General features: G+C 71.2%; 18 protein-coding genes. 12 read left to right on the top strand and 6 right to left on the bottom strand.

Annotated elements, in window-relative coordinates; genetic code table 11:
• The first annotated feature begins 31 nt into the window (after positions 1-31).
• The 8 genes from DQ384_RS42435 (at position 32) to DQ384_RS33155 (ending at position 9162) form a co-directional block, all read left to right on the top strand.
• Positions 32-517: a luciferase domain-containing protein gene (locus DQ384_RS42435; protein WP_281274155.1), complete on the top strand. Its 486-nt coding sequence runs from the start codon at positions 32-34 to the stop codon at positions 515-517.
• A 16-nt stretch (positions 518-533) separates the two neighbouring features.
• Positions 534-1448 carry an NADP-dependent oxidoreductase gene (locus DQ384_RS33185; RefSeq protein WP_114032823.1) on the top strand — a complete coding sequence of 305 codons (915 nt, stop codon included), beginning with the start codon at positions 534-536 and terminating at the stop codon, positions 1446-1448.
• Positions 1449-1519: 71 nt separating this feature from the next.
• Complete coding sequence (locus DQ384_RS33180) at positions 1520-2521, top strand: methyltransferase (protein WP_114032822.1); 1002 nt, start codon at positions 1520-1522, stop codon at positions 2519-2521.
• A 189-nt stretch (positions 2522-2710) separates the two neighbouring features.
• The gene (locus DQ384_RS33175; RefSeq protein ID WP_114032821.1) at positions 2711-5473 is read left to right on the top strand and encodes a non-ribosomal peptide synthetase; all 2763 of its coding nucleotides are present in this window, start codon (positions 2711-2713) and stop codon (positions 5471-5473) included.
• 3 nt (positions 5474-5476) lie between these two features.
• Positions 5477-6424, top strand: coding sequence for an NAD-dependent epimerase/dehydratase family protein (locus tag DQ384_RS33170; protein ID WP_114032820.1), 948 nt, complete (start codon positions 5477-5479; stop codon positions 6422-6424).
• Positions 6408-7811 (top strand): methyltransferase, encoded by a 1404-nt coding sequence (locus tag DQ384_RS33165; protein WP_114032819.1) that lies wholly within the window; start codon positions 6408-6410, stop codon positions 7809-7811. Before DQ384_RS33170 ends, DQ384_RS33165 begins: the two co-directional genes overlap by 17 nt.
• Entirely contained in the window at positions 7808-8779 is a 972-nt protein-coding gene (locus DQ384_RS33160) for a prephenate dehydrogenase (RefSeq protein ID WP_114032818.1), read from the top strand. Before DQ384_RS33165 ends, DQ384_RS33160 begins: the two co-directional genes overlap by 4 nt.
• 95 nt (positions 8780-8874) lie before the next feature.
• Complete coding sequence (locus DQ384_RS33155) at positions 8875-9162, top strand: hypothetical protein (protein WP_114032817.1); 288 nt, start codon at positions 8875-8877, stop codon at positions 9160-9162.
• Positions 9163-9185: 23 nt separating this feature from the next.
• On the opposite strand, the gene purH is transcribed toward DQ384_RS33155, so the two are convergent.
• Both purH and purN read right to left on the bottom strand, forming a co-directional pair.
• Positions 9186-10730: a bifunctional phosphoribosylaminoimidazolecarboxamide formyltransferase/IMP cyclohydrolase gene (purH, locus tag DQ384_RS33150; RefSeq protein WP_114032816.1), complete on the bottom strand. Its 1545-nt coding sequence runs from the start codon at positions 10728-10730 to the stop codon at positions 9186-9188.
• Between the two features lie 73 nt (positions 10731-10803).
• On the bottom strand, positions 10804-11418 hold the full coding sequence (gene purN / locus DQ384_RS33145) for a phosphoribosylglycinamide formyltransferase (protein ID WP_425451543.1): 615 nt from the start codon (positions 11416-11418) through the stop codon (positions 10804-10806).
• Between the two features lie 140 nt (positions 11419-11558).
• Between purN and DQ384_RS33140 the strand changes: the two genes are divergently transcribed.
• Positions 11559-11969 carry a hypothetical protein gene (locus DQ384_RS33140; RefSeq protein WP_147268981.1) on the top strand — a complete coding sequence of 137 codons (411 nt, stop codon included), beginning with the start codon at positions 11559-11561 and terminating at the stop codon, positions 11967-11969.
• Positions 11970-12228: 259 nt separating this feature from the next.
• Positions 12229-12525: a UBP-type zinc finger domain-containing protein gene (locus DQ384_RS33135; protein ID WP_114032814.1), complete on the top strand. Its 297-nt coding sequence runs from the start codon at positions 12229-12231 to the stop codon at positions 12523-12525.
• A gap of 90 nt (positions 12526-12615) precedes the next feature.
• On the opposite strand, the gene DQ384_RS33130 is transcribed toward DQ384_RS33135, so the two are convergent.
• The 3 genes from DQ384_RS33130 to sucC form a co-directional block, all read right to left on the bottom strand.
• Entirely contained in the window at positions 12616-14235 is a 1620-nt protein-coding gene (locus tag DQ384_RS33130; protein ID WP_114032813.1) for a cell division protein PerM, read from the bottom strand.
• A gap of 309 nt (positions 14236-14544) precedes the next feature.
• A complete protein-coding gene (gene sucD / locus DQ384_RS33125; RefSeq protein ID WP_114032812.1) occupies positions 14545-15432 on the bottom strand; it encodes a succinate--CoA ligase subunit alpha in 888 nt (295 codons plus the stop codon).
• Positions 15432-16610 (bottom strand): ADP-forming succinate--CoA ligase subunit beta, encoded by a 1179-nt coding sequence (sucC, locus tag DQ384_RS33120; protein ID WP_114032811.1) that lies wholly within the window; start codon positions 16608-16610, stop codon positions 15432-15434. Before sucC ends, sucD begins: the two co-directional genes overlap by 1 nt.
• Before the next feature lie 569 nt (positions 16611-17179).
• On the opposite strand from sucC, the gene DQ384_RS33115 reads away from it, so the two are divergent.
• Both DQ384_RS33115 and DQ384_RS33110 read left to right on the top strand, forming a co-directional pair.
• Positions 17180-18058: a hypothetical protein gene (locus tag DQ384_RS33115; protein WP_147268980.1), complete on the top strand. Its 879-nt coding sequence runs from the start codon at positions 17180-17182 to the stop codon at positions 18056-18058.
• Positions 18048-18962 carry a hypothetical protein gene (locus DQ384_RS33110; RefSeq protein WP_114032809.1) on the top strand — a complete coding sequence of 305 codons (915 nt, stop codon included), beginning with the start codon at positions 18048-18050 and terminating at the stop codon, positions 18960-18962. The genes DQ384_RS33115 and DQ384_RS33110 overlap by 11 nt, the downstream gene beginning before the upstream one ends.
• A gap of 155 nt (positions 18963-19117) precedes the next feature.
• On the opposite strand, the gene pcrA is transcribed toward DQ384_RS33110, so the two are convergent.
• Positions 19118-21346, bottom strand: a complete 2229-nt coding sequence (gene pcrA / locus DQ384_RS33105; protein ID WP_114032849.1) for a DNA helicase PcrA — start codon at positions 21344-21346, stop codon at positions 19118-19120.
• Positions 21347-21491: the final 145 nt, after the last annotated feature.

Below are 21491 nucleotides of genomic sequence, written 5' to 3'. Positions count from 1 at the left end.
TTAACGGAACACAGAAAGTCCGTCAGAACGCATGCTAATTGACCTGAGCGCACCCCCGGCCCGGACCGGCCCACGACCGGCGACCACCGGCGTGGCGATTCCCCATGATCAGCTCGAGCAATTCTCACCTCCGGACGTCCGCGAGGAGCTAATCGCGCAGGTTGAGGCGATGGACGGTGTCTTCACGGGCCCCAGTCAGGTATCCGACCCCCGCTCTCTCGCCTTTCGTGTCCGCGAGCCGCGGGGGCCGTGGGAGGCGTTTCTGACGCCCACCAGGGATGAATTCGGACACGTCCATACCTCCGGCTTCCTCCACCTCATGCTGCCCCTGCAGGTGATCACCGTCCTCGCCGAGGCCGGCTGGGTGGAGATGCATCCCATCACCCGCAGGCCGGACTTCCCCGACACGGCGGTGATGTTCTACGCCCCGCGCGACCACGACGAGCTGGCCGTCGCGCTGGCCGCCATCAGAGCCTCCCTGGCCCACGCCGCCGGGACCGGCTTCATCCGAACCTGACCAAGGAGATCACACAATGCGAGCCGTAGCTTTCGGCGCCATCGGAGCCGACCCGTCGCTGGTCGAGGTGCCCACGCCGGTGCCCGGTCCGGGCGAGGTGCTCGTCCGCGTCGAGGCCGCCTCCGTCAACGGCTTCGACCTGGCCACCATCGGCGGCATGTTCCAGGGGATCTTCGAGTACAAGTTCCCCGTCGTGCTCGGCAAGGACTTCGCCGGGACCGTCGAGGTGACCGGTGAAGGCGTCACCCGGGTGGCCCCCGGCGCCGCGATCTTCGGTGTGGTGGCCAAGCCGGTGCTGGCCGACGGCGGGTTCGCCGAGTACCTCGTGATCCCCGAGCAAGGGCCGTGGACCACCGTCCCGGACGGCCTGGAGCTCCAGAAGGCCGCGGCGCTCGGCCTCGCGGGCGCGGCCGCGCAGACCGCGATCGACGCCCTGGGCCTTTCCTCGGGGGAGACCCTGCTGGTGTCCGGCGCGACCGGCGGCGTCGGCGCCTACGCCGTCCAGCTCGCGAACGACCTCGGCGCCGTCGTCATCGCGACCGCCCGGCCGGGCGAGGAGGAGACGTTCGTCCGGGGACTGGGCGCCAGGCACGTGGTCGACCACACGGCCGATCTGGACGCGCAGGTCCGCCAGATCGCGCCGGACGGCGTGGCCGCTGTGCTCCACCTCGCGGGGGACGGCCCGCAGCTGGCCGCGCTCCGCTCGGCGAAGGGCCGGCTGGTCTCCACGCTGAACTTCGCGCCGGACGAGTCCGCCACCGCGATCCTGGCCCAGCCGGACCCTGGCACGCTCGACCGGCTCGCCCTCGCCGCGGCCGGGGGGCGGCTGCGCGTTCCCGTCCAGCGCACCTACACGCTCGACGAGGCGCCGCGGGCGATCGGCGACTTCGCCGCCGGCACGCTCGGCAAGCTGGTGGTCGTCACCGGCTGAGCTCCGCCTGTCCCGGGGGCGGTGCGCCGCCCCCGGGACGTTCACCACACGGGGGGAACGTGGACAACTCAATGGATCGACCATTCGAGCAGGTCATGGGGATGATCTGCGGATTCTGGGTTTCTCGGGGGATCTATGCCGCGACCAGGCTCGGGATTCCCGACCTGCTGGCCGGCGGGCCGAAGAGCAGCGCGGACCTGGCGGCGCTGACCGGGTCGCATCCCCGGTCGCTGTACCGGCTGCTGCGCGCGCTGGCCGGCGTGGGGCTTTTCACCCAGCAGGACGAGGTGTTCGGGCTGACCGAGCTCGGCGCCACCCTGCGCAGCGACGTGCCCGCCTCGCTGTCGTCGTTCGTGCTGATGGAGCTGGGCCCGAGCCACCATCGCGCGTGGGGAGAGCTGGTCCACGCCATCCGGACCGGCGAGCCCGCCTTCGACGAGGCGATGGGCATGTCCGCCTGGCAGATGTTCGCGCGTGACCCGGAGATGGCCGGGCATCTCGGACGCGCGATGCACGGCCTCACCGAGAACGTCGTCGCCGCCGTGCTGGAGACCTACGACTTCTCCGGGTTCTCCCGGGTCGTGGACATCGGCGGCGGCGAGGGCGGGTTCCTCACCGCCGTCCTCAAGGCCCAGCCCGCCGCCACCGGCGTGCTCTTCGACCTGCCCTACGTCATGGACAACGCCCGCGACAGGCTTCGCGGAACGGCCGAATTCGAGCGGTGCGAGCTGGTCGGCGGCGACTTCTTCGAGAAGGTGCCCGACGGCGGCGACCTCTACCTCCTCAAGTGGGTCCTGCACGACTGGGGAGACGACGAGTGCCGGGCCATCCTCGGCAACTGCCGTCAGGCCATCGCGGAGGGCGGGACGCTGCTGGTGGTCGACACGGTGATCCCGGCCGGCTCCGAACCGGCCCCGGGGAAGTTCATCGACCTCAACATGATGGTGCTCGGCAGCGGCCGGGAGCGCACGGCCGAGGAATTCGCCGCCCTCTTCGCCGCGTCCGGTTTCGAGCTGACCCGGGTGCTGCCCATGCGCTCGCCCAGCGGCCTCGTCGAGGCACGCCCCGTTTAATTCACCATTTGAGCGCCACGGAAACCCGGAATTCACATTCGCTCCGTATGATAGAGGCAGGGTAATTCATCCCGGGGTGTCCTCGCACATTGATCCACCCTTCTTCGAGCGTTCCGCTTGCTTTCGGTGACCGCACCTTCTCCAAGCGTTTCCGCTTGCTTTTCATTCACTTAGACGGGGGTCTTTGTCGTGCATTCAGAAAAGTCATTCCATTCCGCTGACGTCGCGAATCTCACGGAACTGCTGCTGCAAGCGGTTCACCGGCGGCCCGCCTCAGGTGTCCGCTATCCCACCGGCTCCACGCCCGGCGACACCGAGTTCCAGACCTATCCGGAGCTCCTGGCGGAGGCGAAGTGCGTGCTCAACGGGCTGCGGGGGCGCGGCCTGAGGCCCGTCACCCGCGTCCTGCTCACGCTCGACCGCCCGGCCGACTTCATCAAGGCGTTCTGGGGCTGCGTCCTCGGCGGCTTCGTCCCCTGTCCCGTGGCGCCGATGCGCGCGGACCCGCAGCGCTGGGCCGCACACCTGGAGTACCTGACGGGCCTGCTCGACGCGCCCCTCCTGGTGACCACCAAGGACATGGCCGACGAGGTCCCCGAGGTCACGGGCCTTCCGGTCGCCCAGCTGGAGGATCTGGCCGGCGCCGTGCCGGCCGACGACCTGCACCGGGCGGAATCGGACGCCCTCGCGCTGCTCATGCTCACCTCGGGTTCCACCGGCAACGCCAAGGCGGTCATGCTGACCCACGCCAACCTGCTGGCGTCGATGGCGGCCAAGGCCGAGCGGCTTGAGGTCACCGAGGACGACCGTCCCCTGAACTGGATCAACTTCGACCACATCGCGGCCTTCGAGGCGCACCTGCTGCCGATGCGGGCGGGCGCCACCCAGTCGCACGTTCCCCCTCAGGCCGTGCTCGGCGACCCGCTGAACTTCCTGCGGCTGATCGACGCCCACCGGATCAGCCTCACCTTCACCCCGAACTTCCTGCTCGGCCAGATCCTCAAGGAGCTGCCGCGCGCCGCCGGCCTCACGCTCGACCTGTCCTGCCTCCGCCACATCATCTCCGGTGGCGAGGCGACGGTCCGCGCGACGGCCACCGCGTTCATCGACGCGCTGGGCCCGCACGGCATGGCGCGCACCGTGCTGAAGCCCGCCTTCGGCATGACCGAGACCTGCGCGGGCAGCATCTTCTCCACCCGGTTCCCGCAGGTCGACGCCGGCCGCGAGTTCGCGTCACTGGGGCACCCGGTGACCGGACTGCGGATGCGTGTGGCCGACGGAGACGTCGCGGTGCCCGAGGGCGAGACCGGCGAGCTGCAGGTGCGCGGCCCGATGGTGTTCGGCGGCTACCTCAACAACGAGGCCGCCACCAGGGCCGCCTTCACCGCCGACGGCTGGTTCCGCACCGGCGACCTCGGCACCATCACCGAGGACGGGCTGGCGCTGAACGGACGCAGCAAGGACAGCATCATCGTCAACGGCGTCAACTACTTCAGCCACGACATCGAGTCGGTCATCGAACGGCTCGACGGTGTCGAGAAGTCGTACGTGGCGGCCTTCCCTTCCCGCGCACCGGGCAGTGACACCGAGCAGCTCGTCATCGCCTTCGCCTGCGCGTTCCCCGTGACGGACGAGGACCGGCTGCACCGGCTGCTCACCGCGATCCGCAACAGCGTGGTCCTGCACTGGGGCTTCCGGCCCGGGCTGATCCTGCCACTGACCAAGGCGGACCTGCCCAAGACCAGCCTGGGGAAGATCGAGCGGTCCCGGCTGCGCGCGCGGTTGCAGGCCGGCGAGTTCGCCGGCATCGAGGCGGGTCTCGCCGAGATGACCGAGCGCCAGCTCGGCGGGTACACCGCCCCGCGCACCGAGGCCGAACGCGACCTGGTCGAGATCTACGCCGACCTGTTCGGGCTCGACCCGCGGACGATCGGCGCCACGGTGAGCTTCTTCGATCTCGGCGGGACCTCGCTGGACATCCTGCGTCTCAAGCACCGGGTCGAGGAGCGCTTCGGCGTCCGGGACGTCCCGGTGATCTGGCTGCTGCGCGAGCCCACCGCCGCCGGGCTGGCCGCCCGGCTCGACTCCCCGCGGCCGTCCGGGGACGCCGACTACGAACCACTCGTCCCGCTCCAGCTCACCGGCTCCAAGACGCCGCTGTTCTGCGTGCACCCCGGCGTCGGCGAGGTGCTGGTGTTCGTCAACCTGGCGAAGTACCTGGTCAACGAGCGGCCGTTCTACGCGCTGCGGGCCCGCGGTTTCGGCGAGGGCGAGACGCACTTCACCAGCTTCGGCGAGATGGTCGACACCTACGTGGCGGCGATCACCGCCAGGCAGCCGCACGGCCCGTACGCCATCGCGGGGTACTCCTACGGCGGGGCGGTGGCGTTCGAGATCGCCAAGGTGCTGGAGGCGCGCGGCGAGCGGGTCGACTTCGTCGGCATCTTCAACCTGCCGCCGTACATCCGCAGCCGCATGAACGAGCTCGACTTCACCGAGGGCGCGGTCAACCTGGCGTTCTTCCTGGAGCTGGTCACCAAGCAGCAGGCCCCGCAGGTCGTGGCCCTGCTGCGCGCCTCCGGGATGACCGAGCGCCAGCAACTTCAGCACCTGATCGACCTGGCCCCCCGGCACCGCCTCGTCGAGCTCGACCTGGACCTGGAGAAGTTCGCCGCCTGGGTCGCGATCGCCCAGTCGATGGTGATGCTCGGACGCGACTACGAGCCCAGTCCGGGCGTCGAGTCCGTGACCGTCTTCTACGCGATCCCCCTCAAGGGCACCAAGGAGGACTGGCTGTACCACCAGTTACGCAGATGGGACGACTTCACCCGCGGGCCGAACCGCTACATCGACGTGCCGGGCGAGCACTACACGCTCATGGGCCCGAAGCACGTCGTGAGCTTCCAGGAGATCCTGCGGCAGGAGCTCGACCGCGCGCTGGGCGGGAACTGACACATGATCGCGGGCAAGAAGATCCTCATCACCGGCGCCACCGGGCAGGTGGCCCGCCCGGTGGCCGAGGCCCTCGCCAAGGACAACGAGGTGTGGTGCCTCGGCCGGTTCGGCGACTCCGGCGCCGAGCGCGAGCTGCGCGATCTCGGCATCCGCACCTGGCGGTGGGACATGGCCGAGCTCACCAAGGAGGGCCTGGACGGCCTTCCCGACGACTTCACCCACGTCATGCACTCGGCCGCGCACCGCGGCGACGGCACCGACTTCGACGCCTCGGTCGAGATCAACTCCGTGAGCGCCGGCCGGTTGATGACGCACTGCCATAGGGCCGAGGCGTTCCTGTTCGTCTCCTCCGGAGCGGTGTACGCGCCGCGGTCGCAGGAGCACCTGGTGCGGGAGGACGACCCGCTCGGCGGGCGGATGCCGTGGCTGCCGACCTACCCGGTCGGCAAGCTCGCCGCCGAGGGCGCGGTACGGGCCTTCGGCGCCACGCTCGGCCTGCCGACGATCATCGCCCGGCTGAACGTCGCCTACGGGCCGCACGCGCACGGCGGGATGCCGATCCTGCTGTTCCGGCGGATGCTGGCGGGCGAGCCGGTCGAGGTGCCGCTCCAGGGGCAGAACTGGTGCAGCCCCATCCACACCGACGACATCGTCCGGCAGGTCCCCCTGCTGTGGAACGCCACGACCGTGCCGGCGCGCGTGGTCAACTGGGCGGGTGACGACACCGTCGGCATCCAGGACATGCTGACGTACATGGCCGAGCTGACGGGCGCCGAGCCCCGGTTCTCGCCCAGCGAGGTCTACCGGGCGACCAGCGCCTTCGACAACACGCTGCGCGCGTCGCTGATCGGCGGATGCGAGGTCGGCTGGCGCGAAGGGCTTCGCGCGACCCTGCGGGCGCACTTCCCCCACCTGGTGAAGGAGTCCGGCGATGCCGTCCAACACTGAGATCATCCAGGCGTCCTACGCCGCGTTCCGCCGCCGCGACCACCGGGCCGCGCTGGAGGCGTTCGCCCCCGGCATCGAATGGACCCACCCCGAGGGGATGAGCGACCACGGGCTCGGCGGCACCAAGAAGGGCCACGCGGAGATCCTGGCGTTCATGGCCCGGGCCAGGACCGTCTTCAGCGAGCTACGCCCGGAGCCCGCAGAGTTCGTCGAGCAGGGCGACCGCGTCGTGGTCTTCGGCGTCCACCACATGCGGGGAGCGCGCAGCGGGGCCTCCGGCATGGTGCCGTTCGTCCACTCCTGGCGGCTGGCCGCAGGGCTGGCCACCCACTTCGAGGACATCCACGACACCGCCCTGGTGCGCAGGATCGTCGAGGGCGACAAGCCGCCCGTCGCCCGGCTGCTGGAGACGCACGAGGGGCACATCCGGGCCCGCGTCGTGCAGCTCATCGCCGAGCTCGGGCTCGGTGACCTGATCGGCGACGGCACCCGGGACGTCGCCGGCCTGGCGGCGGACACCACCACCGACCCGCGGGCGCTGCTGCGGCTGATGCGCACGGCGGCCGGGTTCGGGCTGCTGACCGAGCCGGAGCCCGGCCGGTTCGCCCTCACCGAGCTGGGCGCGCACCTGCGCTCCGGCCACCCGCTGTCGGTCCGGTCCGTCATGATCATGGGCGGCCTCTTCGGCCGCGTGTTCTCCGACGCCGAGCACAGCCTGCGCACCGGAGAGCCGGCGTTCCCCAAGACGCTGGGCCTGCCGCTCTTCGCGTACCTACGGCGCAACCCCGAGCTGGGCGCGGTCTTCACCACCTCGATGGCGGAGTTCAGCCGGCTGGAGACCGGCGGGATCGTCGCGGCGTACGACTTCGGCTCCGCCCGCCGGATCGTCGACATCGGCGGCGGCGACGGGACGCTGCTGTCCGCCGTGCTGGACGCCGTCCCCGAGGCGACCGGGGTGGTGTTCGACCAGCCCGAGGTCGCCACCGCCGCCCGGGAGCGGATCGCGGCCGCCGGGCTCGGCGGCCGGTGCGCGGTGGAGGGCGGCGACTTCTTCGCCGCCGTCCCGTCCGGCGGCGACCTGTACGTGCTGAAGTGGATCATCCATGACTGGCCGGACGAGCAGGCCGTGGCCATCCTGCGCAACTGCCGCGACGCCATGGCGCCCGGCGGGCGGCTGCTGCTGGTCGAGCGGGTGATCCCCGAAGGGGACGCGCCGCATCCGGGCAAGGTCACCGACTTCACCATGCTGGTCGTCCTCGGCGGGCGGGAACGGACCGAGGCCGAGTACTCGGCCCTGCTCGCCGCGGCCGGGCTACGGCTGGAGCGGGTGGTGGACGGCCCTGCCGGGAGCAGCCTCCTCGAAGCCGTACCGGACCGGCGACCATGACGAACCCCCTGGCCGCGGCTCCTCCGTGCCCGGCCCTGGGCGGGCGCCCGGGCGGAGAGCCCGTGGACGGCCTGGACAGCGCCCTGGTCGTCGGCACCGGCCTGATCGGCACGTCGGTGGCGCTCGCCCTGCGCGAGCAGGGGGTCGAGGTCTGGCTCGCCGACCGCGATCCGCAGGCCGTGCGGCTGGCCCGCGATCTCGGGGCCGGCCGGCCGTGGATCCCTCCGGGCGAGGGCGGCCCGACGGCCGACATCGCGGTGGTGGCGGTGCCGCCGGACGCGGTGGGCTGCGTGCTGCGGTCCCTCCAGGACCTCGGCGCCGCGCGGGTCTACACCGATGTCGCCAGCGTCAAGCGGGGGCCGCTGGCACGGGCGACGCGACTGAGATGCGATCTCGCCGGCTACGTTCCCGGCCACCCGATGGCGGGCCGGGAACGCTCGGGCCCGGCGGCGGCCAGCCCCGACCTGTTCCTCGGCCGGCCGTGGGCGTACTGCCCGCTGGAGGAGAACGCGCCCGCGGCCGTCGCCACCCTGCTGCAGCTGATCGGGATGTGCGGCGGCAGGCCCGTCATGACCGGCGTCACGGAGCATGACGAGAACGTCGCGGTCGTCTCCCATGTCCCGCATCTGGCCGCCTCGGCGGTGGCGGCCCGGCTGCTCGACGCGCCCGCGGCGGCTCTGGACCTGGCGGGGCCGGGCCTGCGCGACGTGACCCGGGTCGCGGCGGGCGATCCCGGCCTCTGGGCCGGAATCCTCCAGGACAACGCGCCGCCCGTGGCCCGGCTCCTTGAAGACGTCGCCGCCGACCTCGCCGCCGCCGCGGCGGCGCTGCGCGGGCTCGGGGAACCCGGCGAGGATCTCGGGCCGGTCACCGACCTGCTCTGCAGAGGAGCGGCGGGCACGGACTGCATCCCCTCCCCCAAGGAACCCCTCCGCCACGGAGGCCGGGTGACCGATCTCGTGTCGTGAGGTGCGGGGCGCGCCCGGCGCGCCCCGCACCCACTCCCGGAGGGGGACGGCCTTCCTTCGTTGCGGTGCCCGCGGGGTTCTCGGATGCTTGGAGCATGGAAACCGTGAATCCCCCGCGAGGTCGCGAACTGCTCATCGCTGCCAGGCACATCGCGGTCGCTCTTGGATACGACGCCGCCGACGTCACGGAACTCGCCGTCACCATGGGCAACGACGGCCGCCGCGACTGGCCCACCGCCGATCTGCTCCTGACCGCGCTCGCCGAGCTCGCCCTGCGCGTGCCCGGCGACCGCGAGATCGCCGGTCCCGCCCGGGAGACCCTCGGTGTCCCCCGCCCACGCGTCCACCGTCTCGCCGGGCTGCCGGACGACCCCCGGCAATAGGGGGACGCCCGCAGCCGCGTGGATCAGTGGAAGAAGTGCCGGGTGCCGGTGAAGTACAGCGTGATGCCCGCCTTGGACGCGGCCTCGATGACCTCCTCGTCGCGGATGGACCCGCCCGGCTCGACGACCGCCTTCACCCCGGCGTCGATGAGCACCTGAAGGCCGTCCGCGAACGGGAAGTACGCGTCCGAGGCGCCCACGGAACCCTTGGCCCGCTCGCCCGCGCGCGACACGGCGAGGCGCGCGGAGTCGACCCGGTTGACCTGGCCCATGCCGACGCCGACGGTCGCGCCGTCCGAGGCGAGCAGGATCGCGTTCGACTTCACCGACCGGCACGACCTCCAGGCGAACGCGAGATCGGCCAGCACCTCTGGCGAGGCCGGGGACCCCGACTTCAGCTCCCACGTGGACGGGTCGTCGCCGGGGGCGTCCACGCGGTCGACCGTCTGGACCAGCAGCCCGCCGTCGATGCGGCGGTACTCGGCGGCGTTCGACGGCCCGGCGGGGCAGCGCAGCAGCCGGATGTTCTTCTTCGTGGTCAGCACCGCGAGCGCCTCGGGGGTGAACCCGGGGGCGACGACGACCTCGGTGAAGATCGGCGCGATCTGCTCGGCCAGCTCGCCGGTGACCTCGCGGTTCACGGCGATCACGCCGCCGTAGGCGGACAGGGGGTCGGAGGCGTGCGCCTTGCGGTGCGCCTCGACGACGTCCGCGCCCACGGCCAGCCCGCACGGGTTGGCGTGCTTGATGATCGCGACGGCGGGCTCGGAGAAGTCCCAGGCGGCGCGCCAGGCGGCGTCGGCGTCGACGTAATTGTTGTAGGACATCTCCTTGCCGTGCAACTGCTCGGCGCTCGCGAGGCCGTCCCCGGACGCGGCGTACAGCGCGGCGCCCTGGTGCGGGTTCTCGCCGTAGCGCAGCACGGCGCCACGCGTCCAGGTGGCGCCCATGAACGCCGGCCAGCCGCCCTCCTCGGGCGCGTACACGTTGGCGAACCACGAGGCCACGGCGGTGTCGTAGGCGGCGGTGTGCGCGTACGCCTGGGCGGCGAGGCGGCGGCGCTGCGGCTCGGTGAACCCGCCCTCCTCGATGGCCCGCAGGACGTCGCCGTACCCGCGCGGGTCGACGACCACCGCGACCGTGCCGTGGTTCTTGGCCGCCGCGCGGATCATGGCAGGCCCGCCGATGTCGATCTGCTCGACGCAGTCCTCCTCGGACGCGCCGGAGGCCACCGTCTCCTGGAAGGGGTACAAGTTGACCACGACGAGCTGGAACGGCTCGATCTCCAGCTCTTCGAGCTGCTTCACATGGGAGGGGTTCGCCCCGTCGGCCAGCAGGCCGGCGTGCACGCGCGGGTGAAGGGTCTTGACCCGGCCGCCGAGGCACTCGGGGAAGCCGGTGAGCGACTCCACCGGGGTCACCGGCACGCCGAAGGAGGCGATCTTCGAGGCCGTGCCGCCCGTGGACACGATCTCGACGCCGGCGACGTCCAGCGCGCGGGCCAGTTCCTCCAGCCCGGACTTGTCGTAAACGGTGATCAGCGCGCGCCGGATGGCGATGCGGGTCACTTCGTGCTCCTCCCTGTGCCCGGGTGGTCCGGCGCACCGGACGGCCCGGAGGTTGCGACTGGCTCGGAGACTCTCACGCGCCCCGGCCCTCCGGCCCCGCGCCGAGCGCCTCCGCGCCCTCCCACCGCCCGCCGTCGCCGGCGGACCGGCCGAGGCGGACGTGACGGCCGGCCAGCGTCCAGCCGTGCCGGGCCATGCGGCCCACGACGTCCACGAGCAGGCGGCGCTCGACGACCTTGATCCGCTCGTGGAGCGAGTTCTCGTCGTCACCATCCTCCACCGCCACGGGCTCCTGCGCGATGACCGGGCCGGTGTCCACGCCCGCGTCGACCAGATGCACCGTGCAGCCCGTGACGCGCACGCCGTACTCCAGGGCCTGCGGGACCGCGTGGGCGCCGGGGAAGGCCGGCAGCAGGGCGGGGTGGGTGTTGACGACGGGGAACGATTCCAGCACCCGGGGGCCGAGGATCTTCATGAACCCGGCGGAGACGACGAGATCGGGGCCGTACGCGGCGATCCGCTCGTGCAGGGCCTCGTCCCAGGCCTTACGAGTCGGGAAATCGGGCACTTTCACCACGAAAGTGGGGATACTCGCGCGCCGCGCGCGGGCCAGGCCCTCGATGTCGTCACGATCGGCGCCGACCGCGACGACATGGGCGCCGTAGGCTTCGTCAGCGGCGGCGTCCATGATGGCCTGTAGGTTGGTCCCCGAACCGGAGACGAGGACCACGAGCCGAGCCGACAGGGCTGCACTCCTTCGGGGCGACGTTGACGGTACGGCTGTCAGCGTATCGGCCCCGCCACGCTCCCCAACGCAGAGGAGGTCAGGTGCTACCACCACCCGCGGAGACTTCGGGTGTCGAGATCGGGCGCCGGGCGCTGCTGCTGTCCATCGGCGCGCTGGCGCTGACGTTCCTGATACCGGTGATGGGCCTGGCCCTCGGCGTGTTCGCCGTCGTCGTCTGCGTACGGGCCTGGCGGGCGCTCAGCCGCAAGAAGGGCTCCGTGATCATGCCCCTGCTGGGGACGCTGGTCTCGCTGGCCTCGATCATCCTCGCGGCGTCGGTGACATGGCTCCAGTCGTACTTCAGCACCGAGCTCAGCACCTACTCCGAATGCATGAAGGGCGCGGGCACCGCGACGAGCCAGCAGGTCTGCGTCACCGAACTCCAACGCGGAATGGAACGCCGGCTCCCCTTCATGCCCAAGGGCAGCCTGCAGCTCCCCTTCCCCCCGTGAGCCTCGCCTTTCTCGATTTTTAGAATCGGGCGTCCTCGAAGCTCGCGGTTCGGTCTTAGATTGGAAGGTGATCGGGGTGGTCGTCGGCTTGGGTGGGTGGACCTGACCTGGTACGCGCGGGATCTCTCGCTGAGGGCGCCAGGACGCGGGTGAGCCGGTACAGTCGCGGTGCCCTGTGCCGTCCTCGGTGAAGGAACGACGGACGACCGCGTGGCCGTGGACCAGATCGCCGTACGCCCATGCATCGTGAGGAGAAGCCGTGAGCGCCTGCACCCACATCAGCTTCGTGCAAGATGTCGAACCGCACACCCCGCTCGGCTGTGAGGACTGCCTGGCCACCGGAGGGCGCTGGGTGCACCTGCGGACGTGCCTGACCTGCGGGCACGTCGGCTGCTGCGACTCCTCGCCGAACCGGCACGCGTCCCGTCACGCCGGCACCGTCGGACATCCCATCGCCGAGTCGTTCGAGCCCGGCGAGGACTGGGCCTGGTGCTTCGCCGACCAGGTCCTGTTCGAGCCCTCTCCCAGCGGCAAGGGCGCCCGCGCGCACGTGTAGGCCGGTTCTCAGCCGGCCTGTGGTTCGCCTGGGAAGGTCGTTCGCCGAGGCCGGGTGCTCACCGCCGCCCCGTCCGCGCGGGCGCGGGGGTCAGCGGTCGCGGTCCCAGGCGTAGGGGTCGACGTAGATGACGTGGCCGCCGCGGTCGTCGGACTCGTCCACGATGTCGCGGCGTGGGGGCCGGGTCTTCGCACGGGCGGGGGTGGACGGTTCCGCGGCGGCCGAGGCGTGCTCGTCGGTCCAGTCGGCGCGGATCACCGGGATGGGGCCGGTGTCGCACTCGGTGGCGTCCATCCAGTGACCGGACGGCTCGGGGGCCGGCGGAGCGGCGAGCCTGGCCCTGCTCGCCACGCTCGCGACCTTGGCGATGGCCTCCCCCGCCCGGCGCACGGGCGTGGGTTCGGCGCGGGCCGCGTGGTACATCAGCCACCAGTTGGTCAGCCCCGCGGAGATGCCGGCCGCCACGCCGACCTCCAGCGCGACCGAGAGCGCGACCTCCCAGGCGGACGGGCCCACCTCCGACAGGCGCGCGCCGCCGAGCGGGCCGCCGGCCAGGGCCGCGAGCAGCCCCGCCGACAGCCCCGTGGCGAGGCCGCAGACGAACCCCCACAGGGGGGCGGACTCCAGTTGCGGGGTCGGGGCGACGCGCGCCACCACCACCCCCGCGACCGCGCCCGCGATGAAGGGCACCGCCAGCACGCTCATGATCCAGGGGGACGTGACCCCGGAGTCGGGGAGCGCGCCGAGGATGGGCAGGGCCGGGACGCCGCCGAGCTGGACGCCGGTGGGCGCGACGAGGGTGCCCGTGCCGAGGGCGAAGCCGGGGCCGCTGAGGTAGGCCATGCCCCAGACGACGAAGTTGAACAGGTAGAGCACCTCGACGAGCAGCAGGAGCAGCCCGCCGACGAACCCCGGCGCCAGCACCCCGGACAGCCGGTGGATCTCGCCGAAGTTCATGACGACCGCCGTCAGCACCAGCACGAGCCCGGCGGCGAGCAGCGTCGAGAGGGCGACGGCCGTGCCGAGCACGACCGACCGCGCGCGCTCGGGAAGCAGCCGAAGCATCGAGCGCCATGGCCCGATGGTGCGCGCGGTCGCCACCGAGCCGGCCACGAAGGCCAGCAGGAAGTGGCTGAGCAGCGCCTCGCCGACGAACGGCTGCGTCACGTTGTTGCGTGCCACGAGCGCGATCACGCCCGCCAGCAGCGCGTACGGGGCCGCGAGGGAGATGCCCGCCTGGGCGATCAGGACGAGCTGGGCGCGGCGGCGGGCGTTCGCCAGGTCCTTGGGACTGCCCTTGGGCAGGCGGGCCGGCAGCCTGAGCCGCAGGTCGGCGTCGCGGGCCATCCAGATGGCGGCGCGGTAGAGCAGGGTGGCCGGCAGGACCATGAGCCCGAGCGGCAGCAGGCCGACCCGCCCGCTGGGAATGGCGAAGCCCGCGTGGTGGGCGGCGAGCCAGACCTGGCAGGCCGCGCGGAACACTCCCGGGAGCCCCTGCCCGAAGGCGCCGCGCGGGGCGGCGATCCACCCGATGAGGGTGAGCGTCGTGAGCACGGCCAGGCCGACGCCGAGCGTCCAGGCCGCGACGAGCATCCCGGAGACGGGCAGCGGACGGCGCGCCTCGTCGTCGTCGCCTCCGCCTCCCATGAGGGGGAGGCGGCCGAGGACTGTGCGGGGAGCCGCCCGGAGCTGATCGAGAAGGGCCGTCACAGTAGTCGATGGTCTCAGGCCGGGAGGCACCGGCGGACGTAACGCGGCCGCGTGTCGCCCGCTTTGTCCCGGGGACGATCACCTGTCCGGATGGCCCTCCGAGACCGCCGCACGCGCGTCCGTTTTCAGGACGAGGCTCTTTGTGTTTCCGGAGATGCACACCCGCGGCACCGGTCCGCATCTTTCAAAGTGCCGTTCCCCGCTCGTGTTGTGACCGCTTGCCGCCAGAGCCCACGGAAACGCAGAAGCGCCCAGCGGGTCGCCGGGCGCTTCTGATGGTCACCGGTCGGGCGGTGCACCGGTGGGCGTTCAGAGGGAACGCATGACCTCGCGCATGAGGCGGGCGGTCTCGCTGGGGGTCTTGCCGACGCGGACGCCGACCTTCTCCAGCGCTTCCTTCTTGGCCTGCGCCGTGCCGGCCGAGCCGGAGACGATCGCACCGGCGTGGCCCATGGTCTTGCCCTCGGGGGCGGTGAAGCCCGCGACGTAGGCGACGACCGGCTTGGTGACGTGCTGCTCGATGTACGCCGCCGCGCGCTCCTCGGCGTCGCCGCCGATCTCGCCGATCATCACGATCGCGTCGGTGCCGGGGTCGTTCTGGAACGCCTCCAGCGCGTCGATGTGCGTGGTGCCGATCACCGGGTCACCGCCGATGCCGACGGCCGTGGAGAAGCCGATGTCGCGCAGCTCGTACATGAGCTGGTAGGTCAGCGTGCCGGACTTGCTCACCAGGCCGATGCGGCCGGCCGAGGTGATGTCGGCCGGGATGATGCCGGCGTTGGAGGCGCCGGGCGAGGCGATGCCGGGGCAGTTCGGCCCGATGATGCGGGTCTTGGCGCCCTTGGAGATGCTGTACGCCCAGAACTCGGTGGTGTCGTGCACGGGCACGCCCTCGGTGATGACCACGGCGAGCGGGATCTCGGCGTCGACCGCCTCCAGGACGGCGGCCTTGGTGAACGCCGGAGGCACGAAGATCACGCTGACGTCGGCGCCCGTGCCCTCCATGGCCTCGGCCACGGTGGCGAAGACGGGCAGGCCCACGCCGTCGAAGTCGACGGTGGTGCCGGCCTTGCGGGGGTTCGTCCCGCCGACGACCTTGGCACCGGCCTTGAGCATGCGACGGGTGTGCTTCGACCCCTCGGAGCCCGTGATGCCCTGGACGATGATCTTGCTGTTCTCGGTCAGCCAGATTGCCATTACGCACCTACCGCTGCGAGCTCGGCGGCCCGCTTGGCCGCTTCGTCCATCGTGTCCACGAGTTCGACCCGGGGCAGGCCCGCGTCGGACAGAATCTGCCGCCCGAGGGTGGCGTTGTTGCCGTCCAGCCGGACGACGAGCGGGTGCGTCACGGCCTCGCCGCGCTCGGAGAGCAGCTTGAACGCCGAGACGATGCCGTTGGCCACGGCGTCGCAGGCGGTGATGCCGCCGAAGACGTTGACGAACACCGACTTCACGCTCGGGTCCGACAGGACGATCTCCAGGCCGTTGGCCATGACCTCGGCCGAGGCGCCGCCGCCGATGTCGAGGAAGTTCGCCGGCCGCTGACCGCCGAACTGCTCACCGGCGTAGGCCACGACGTCGAGCGTCGACATGACCAGGCCCGCGCCGTTGCCGATGATGCCGACCGAGCCGTCGAGCTTGACGTAGTTGAGGTCCTTCTCCTTGGCCCGGGCCTCCAGAGGGTCCTCGGCGGCCTTGTCGGCGTACCCCTCGTGCTCGGTCTGGCGGAAGGACGCGTTGTCGTCCAGCGTGACCTTGCCGTCGAGGGCCTTCACCTGGCCGTCCTGCGTCAGGATCATCGGGTTGACCTCGACCAGCGTGGCGTCCTCGTCGACGAAGACGGCCCACAGCTTCTCGATGATGTCGGCGGCGCCGTCCAGCGCGGCCTCCGGCAGGCCGCCGGCCTGGGCGATCTCGCGGCCGCGCGCGCGGTCGACGCCGGTCAGCGGGGAGACCGGGATCTGGGCGACCTTTTCGGGCGCGGTGTGGGCGACCTCTTCGATGTCCATGCCGCCCGAGGCGGAGCAGATGGCGAGGAAGGTGCGGTTCGCGCGGTCGAGCAGGAAGGAGAAGTAGTACTCCTCCGCGATCGCGCTGGCCTCTTCGACGAGAACCTTGTGAACGGTGTGGCCCTTGATGTCCATGCCGAGGATGCCCGTGGCCTTCTGCTCGGCGTCGGCGGCGTCGTCGGCGACCTTGACGCCTCCCGCCTTGCCACGGCCCCCGGTCTTGACCTGGGCCTTCACGACGACGCGACCGGTCAGCTGCTCTGCCGCCGCGCGCGCCTCCTCCACGGTGTGCGCGACGACGCCGCGCGGCACCGGGATGCCATACTCCGCGAAGAGCTCCTTCGCCTGATGTTCGAACAGGTCCACGAGGGTCCGTCCTTGCTTGTCCGGCTGACTTCTTCTCTACGTTGAGGACCAGACCCCGGGGCACCCGCGATCTGCCGGGAAGCCTGGCCTCAGAAGCCTAGCCGCCACCGGGACGTGGGGCGCCCGCCGGGGGGCCTTTGCCCCCTGGACTCACGTAATGAGATACGGCAAGTTTTCCTAAATTTCGCCAAACCCGGTTGAGAGCGGGCGGGTTCCGGCCGATTCACGGCCCGCGGACGACCGCGCCGGGCTGTGCCGCCGCCACCCTCGCCGCCTGCTTCACCCCCTGCTCGCCACCTGCCGACGACGTGCTCGCCACGGGCTCACGACCTGCTCACGACCTGCTCGCGAGGTGCTCCGCGCCGTGCTCATCGCCCCGGCGGTCGCCCGGTGAAGTCATCGCGTCACGCCACGCCTATTCACACATCCCGATATATCCCCCGGCGATCACCATTTCGCCTAAAAGGCGTCTATAACGCGGAATCCGTGATATCTACATGATCTTGACTGGCGAGAACGCCACGACCCCCCGCGACGGGACAGGGTCACACAACGGGAGGAACCCCTCAATGAGGCGATTGATCGCCCTAACCGCGGTCGCCGTGACCGCGCCCGCGCTGGCACTGACCGTGCCAACCGCAGCGCACGCCACCCCCCACACCATGACCGCGAAGCCCACCGCGGCCCCGGCCGGCCCGGTCGACGCCCTGCGGCAGCAGTTCGCCAAGAAGGGGTCCGTCCGGATCAGCGAGGACTCGCGGATGGAGTTCGCCGGAGACGTCGGCCTGCGCTCCCGTGTCGCGGGCACCGTGCGCTTCGGAAAGTCCGGCCCCGACGCCATCGACCTCAAGGTGACGAGCAAGGCCGGCAAGACCGTCAACAGGATGCAGGTCATCACGGTCGGCGGGAAGACCTACCTGAAGAGCCCGCTGTACGACGACATGCTGCCGGCGGGACGGAGCTGGGTGCGCACGACGGGCGACCTCTCCAGCACCAGCGGCACGATCGACATCCTGCAGCCGAAGGTCCTGAAGGCGGTGCTCGCGCACACCACGAGCAAGGCCCCCGGCGGCACGATCGGCGGCGCGCGCACCGTCCTGCTGCGCGGTTCGATCAAGCTGAGCGACCTGGCCAAGGTGTCGCCGTCCGTCGCCCCGCTCGCCAAGGGCCTCAGGAACAAGAAGACGATCAGCCTGCCTTGGAAGCTGTGGATCGGCGCCGACCAGCTGCCCCGGCGGTTCCAGTCGACATTCTCGCTCTCGGGCGGGGACTTCCTCGGCGACATGTCGGTCGCCACCGACACCCGCTTCACCGCGTGGGGCGCGAAGGTCGTCATCAAGGCTCCGCCGGCCGACCTCGTCGTGGACGAGAAGGACCTGACCGAGGAGCTTCCGGTGCTCCCCGACTTCACCACCAAGATCCCCGGCCTGGCCTCCCGTGAGCGCTGACCGCCCGCGCCCCGGCCGTCCGGCCAGGGACCACCGCTCCCTGCGATGGATCACCGCGACGACCGTCCTCGCGGCCGCCCTGGCCGTCCCCGCGACCGCCATGGCGAGCGCGCGGACGGCTCCGGCCACGCCGGTCGGCACGCTGGCCCGGCACCTGGCCACCGGCTCCGGCGTCAAGGTGACCAACCGGTACACCGTCGCGTCGAAGGGCACGAAGTGCGACTGGCGTGAGGCCGGCGCGCTGCGGCTCGGCCGCTCCGGCGTCGTCGCGTCCGACCTGACGGGCAGGTACGCGGCCTTCCCCGACCGCGATCTGGCCGAGGAGCAGGCCAAGCCCCGGCGGTTCCTCACCTTCCCGAAGGCGGACTACTCTTCGGGTCCCTTCTGGGAGCCGTACCTGCCCGCGGGGAAGACGTGGGTGCGCCTCACCGACCAGCAGACCGCCGGGCCGGGGCTCTCCACCCTCGTCGACATCTTCGAGCCGGGTGTGTACCGAGGGCTGCTCGCCACGACCTCGGTCAAGCGGCAAGGCGGCAAGGTCGGTGGCGCCTCGACGACCCTCTACGAGGGCGCCATCCCCTACGGCAAGCTGTACGCGCTGTCGCCGTCGCTGCACAGGCCCGGCTGGAAGCCCGACCGGGCCACCGCCAAGGTCGCGGTGCGGTGGAAGCTCTGGCTGGGCACGGACAAGCTGGCCCGGCGCCTCGTCACCGCATACGTGCTGGACAAGGGCTTCGAATACCGCTGGGAGAACGTGGTCGACACGCGGTTCTCCTCCTGGGGGGCCAAGGTCTCCATCACCCCGCCGCCGGCCGGCGAGGTCATCGACTACGACGATCTCGGCTCCGATGTCCCTGACGGTTTCACCACGATGATCCCCGGCATGGCCTCGCGCGAGCGCTGACCTCCGGGATCGACGAGACACGCACGACATGGGCCCCGGTGAGCACGCTCACCGGGCCCTCACGTCTCATGAGCCGTCGCCACGGCTCCCGTCCGTCCGCTCGCCGCGGTCCTTGACCGCCGAGCCCGCATCACCGGCCGGGCGGACGCCCAGGTTCAGAGTTTTTCGATCGGGGCGTACGCCACCAGCAGCGTCTTCTCGTCGCCGGAACCGAAGTCGATCTTGACCCGGGTCTTCTCGGCCGCCCCCTCGACCGCCACCACGGTGCCGAGGCCGAACGTGTCGTGCGTGACCCGGTCGCCGGGGCTGAGGCTGGGGATCACCCGCCCGCCCGTCTTCGCGGGAGCGGCGGGCCTGCGGGGCTCGCGGACGGTGGCCGCGGCCCACGCGGTCTTCTGCGGGTCGCTGCGCCAGTCCAGCAGGTCGGACGGGACCTCGGCCAGGAACCGGGAGGCGGGGTTGAACGCCGGAGACCCCCACGAGCTGCGGACGGCCGCCCGCGAGACGTACAGCCGCTGCTGGGCACGGGTGATGCCGACGTAGGCGAGGCGGCGCTCTTCCTCCAGCTCGCGGGGCTCGCCCAGGGAGCGCATGTGGGGGAAGACGCCGTCCTCCAGGCCGGTGAGGAACACGACCGGGAACTCCAGGCCCTTGGCGGTGTGCAGCGTCATCAGCGTGACGACGCCCTGGTGGTCCTCGCCTTCGGGGATCTGGTCGGCGTCGGCGACCAGCGAGACCTGCTCCAGGAAGTCGACCAGCGTGCCCTCGGGATTGGCCTCCTCGAACTCCTGGGCCACGGAGATCAGCTCGTTGAGGTTCTCCAGCCTGCTCTCGTCCTGGGGATCGCCCGAGGTCTCCAGCTCGGTGCGGTAGCCCGTGCTCGTCAGGACCTCCTCGGCGAGCTCGGACAGCGGGAGCTCCTTGCCGCGCAGGTCCTCGAGCAGCGCGACGAATTCCTTGATGGCGTTCAGCGAGCGCGTGGCGAGCCCGGGGGCCTCGTCGGCGCGGCGCAGCCCCTCCCAGAAACTGACGCGCTCACGCAGGGCGAACGCCTCGATCATGGCCTCGGCGCGGTCGCCGATGCCGCGCTTGGGGACGTTGATCACGCGCCGCAGCGAGACGGTGTCGTTGGGGTTGGCGAGAACCCGCAGGTAGGCCAGCAGGTCGCGGACCTCCTTGCGCTCGTAGAAGCGCACCCCGCCGACGACCTTGTACGGCAGGCCGGTGCGGATGAAGATCTCTTCGAAGACGCGGGAGGCCGCGTTGGTGCGGTAGAAGACGGCGACCTGGCCGGGCGTGACATCCTCGTCGTCGGCGAGGCGGTCGACCTCCTGCGCGACGAACATGGCCTCGTCGTGCTCGTTGTCGGCGACGTATCCGATGATCTTGGGCCCGGCGCCCTGGTCGGACCAGAGGTTCTTGGGCTTGCGGCCCTCGTTGCGCGCGATCACCGCGTTGGCGGCCGACAGGATGGTCTGGGTGGAGCGGTAGTTCTGCTCCAGCAGGATCGTGCGCGCGTCGGGGTAGTCGCGCTCGAACTCCAGGATGTTGCGGATCGTCGCGCCGCGGAAGGCGTAGATCGACTGGTCGGCGTCGCCCACCACGCACAGCTCGGCGGGCTCCACCGCGCCCTCGCGGCCCTCGCGGACGGGCTCGCCGTCGGCGGTGCGGGCCTCGGGCACGCCCACCAGCTCTCTGATCAGCATGTACTGGGCGTGGTTGGTGTCCTGGTACTCGTCGACCATGACGTGGCGGAAGCGGCGGCGGTAGTGCTCGGCGACGTCGGGGAAGAGCTGGAACAGCGTGACCGTCAGCATGATCAGGTCGTCGAAGTCCATGGCGTCGGCCTCGGTGAGCCGGCGCTGGTAGGAGCGGTACGCCTCGGCGAGGGTGCGCTCCAGGTGGGTCTGCGCCTTGTCCTTGGCGGTGTCGTAGTCGACCAGCTCGTTCTTGAGGTTGCTGACCTGCGCGGAGAACGAGCGCGGCGGGTAGCGCTTGGGGTCGAGGTCGAGCTCGCGGCAGACCATCGCCATCAGCCGCTGCGAGTCGGCCTGGTCGTAGATCGAGAAGCTGGACGAGAACCCCAGCCGCTTCGCCTCGCGCCGCAGGATGCGGACGCAGGCGCTGTGGAACGTCATCACCCACATCGCCTTGGACCGCGGGCCGATGAGGCGGTCGACCCGCTCCTTCATCTCTTTGGCGGCCTTGTTGGTGAAGGTGATCGCCAGGATCTCCTGCGGCTGGACGTGCCGCTCCGACAGCAGGTAGGCGATGCGGTGGGTGAGCACCCGCGTCTTGCCCGAGCCCGCACCCGCGACGATCAGCAGAGGGGTGCCCTCATGGACGACGGCGTCGCGCTGCTGCGGGTTGAGACCGTCGAGCAGGGGATGATCTACGGCGGGATTCGCGGCTCGGGTGGACACCCCCCTAGATTATGGCGCTCCACCGACAGGAGACGCCGCTTCGGCGCCCCCTGCCGCCCCTGATTCACCGCCGGATCGGCTCGATAGTTTCTGCACACATGCGAGA

This window comes from Sphaerisporangium album (genome assembly GCF_003323745.1).
Lineage (GTDB): Bacteria > Actinomycetota > Actinomycetes > Streptosporangiales > Streptosporangiaceae > Sphaerisporangium > Sphaerisporangium album.
This window is presented reverse-complemented; position numbering and strand designations above follow the sequence as displayed.

Coding starts and splice junctions, on each gene's coding strand:
- DQ384_RS42435 (WP_281274155.1), top strand. CDS start 32: ATGCTAATTGACCTGAGCGCACCCCCGGCCCGGACCGGCCCACGACCG.
- DQ384_RS33185 (WP_114032823.1), top strand. CDS start 534: ATGCGAGCCGTAGCTTTCGGCGCCATCGGAGCCGACCCGTCGCTGGTC.
- DQ384_RS33180 (WP_114032822.1), top strand. CDS start 1,520: ATGGATCGACCATTCGAGCAGGTCATGGGGATGATCTGCGGATTCTGG.
- DQ384_RS33170 (WP_114032820.1), top strand. CDS start 5,477: ATGATCGCGGGCAAGAAGATCCTCATCACCGGCGCCACCGGGCAGGTG.
- DQ384_RS33165 (WP_114032819.1), top strand. CDS start 6,408: ATGCCGTCCAACACTGAGATCATCCAGGCGTCCTACGCCGCGTTCCGC.
- DQ384_RS33160 (WP_114032818.1), top strand. CDS start 7,808: ATGACGAACCCCCTGGCCGCGGCTCCTCCGTGCCCGGCCCTGGGCGGG.
- DQ384_RS33155 (WP_114032817.1), top strand. CDS start 8,875: ATGGAAACCGTGAATCCCCCGCGAGGTCGCGAACTGCTCATCGCTGCC.
- purN (WP_425451543.1), bottom strand. CDS start 11,418: ATGGACGCCGCCGCTGACGAAGCCTACGGCGCCCATGTCGTCGCGGTC.
- sucD (WP_114032812.1), bottom strand. CDS start 15,432: ATGGCAATCTGGCTGACCGAGAACAGCAAGATCATCGTCCAGGGCATC.
- DQ384_RS33115 (WP_147268980.1), top strand. CDS start 17,180: ATGAGGCGATTGATCGCCCTAACCGCGGTCGCCGTGACCGCGCCCGCG.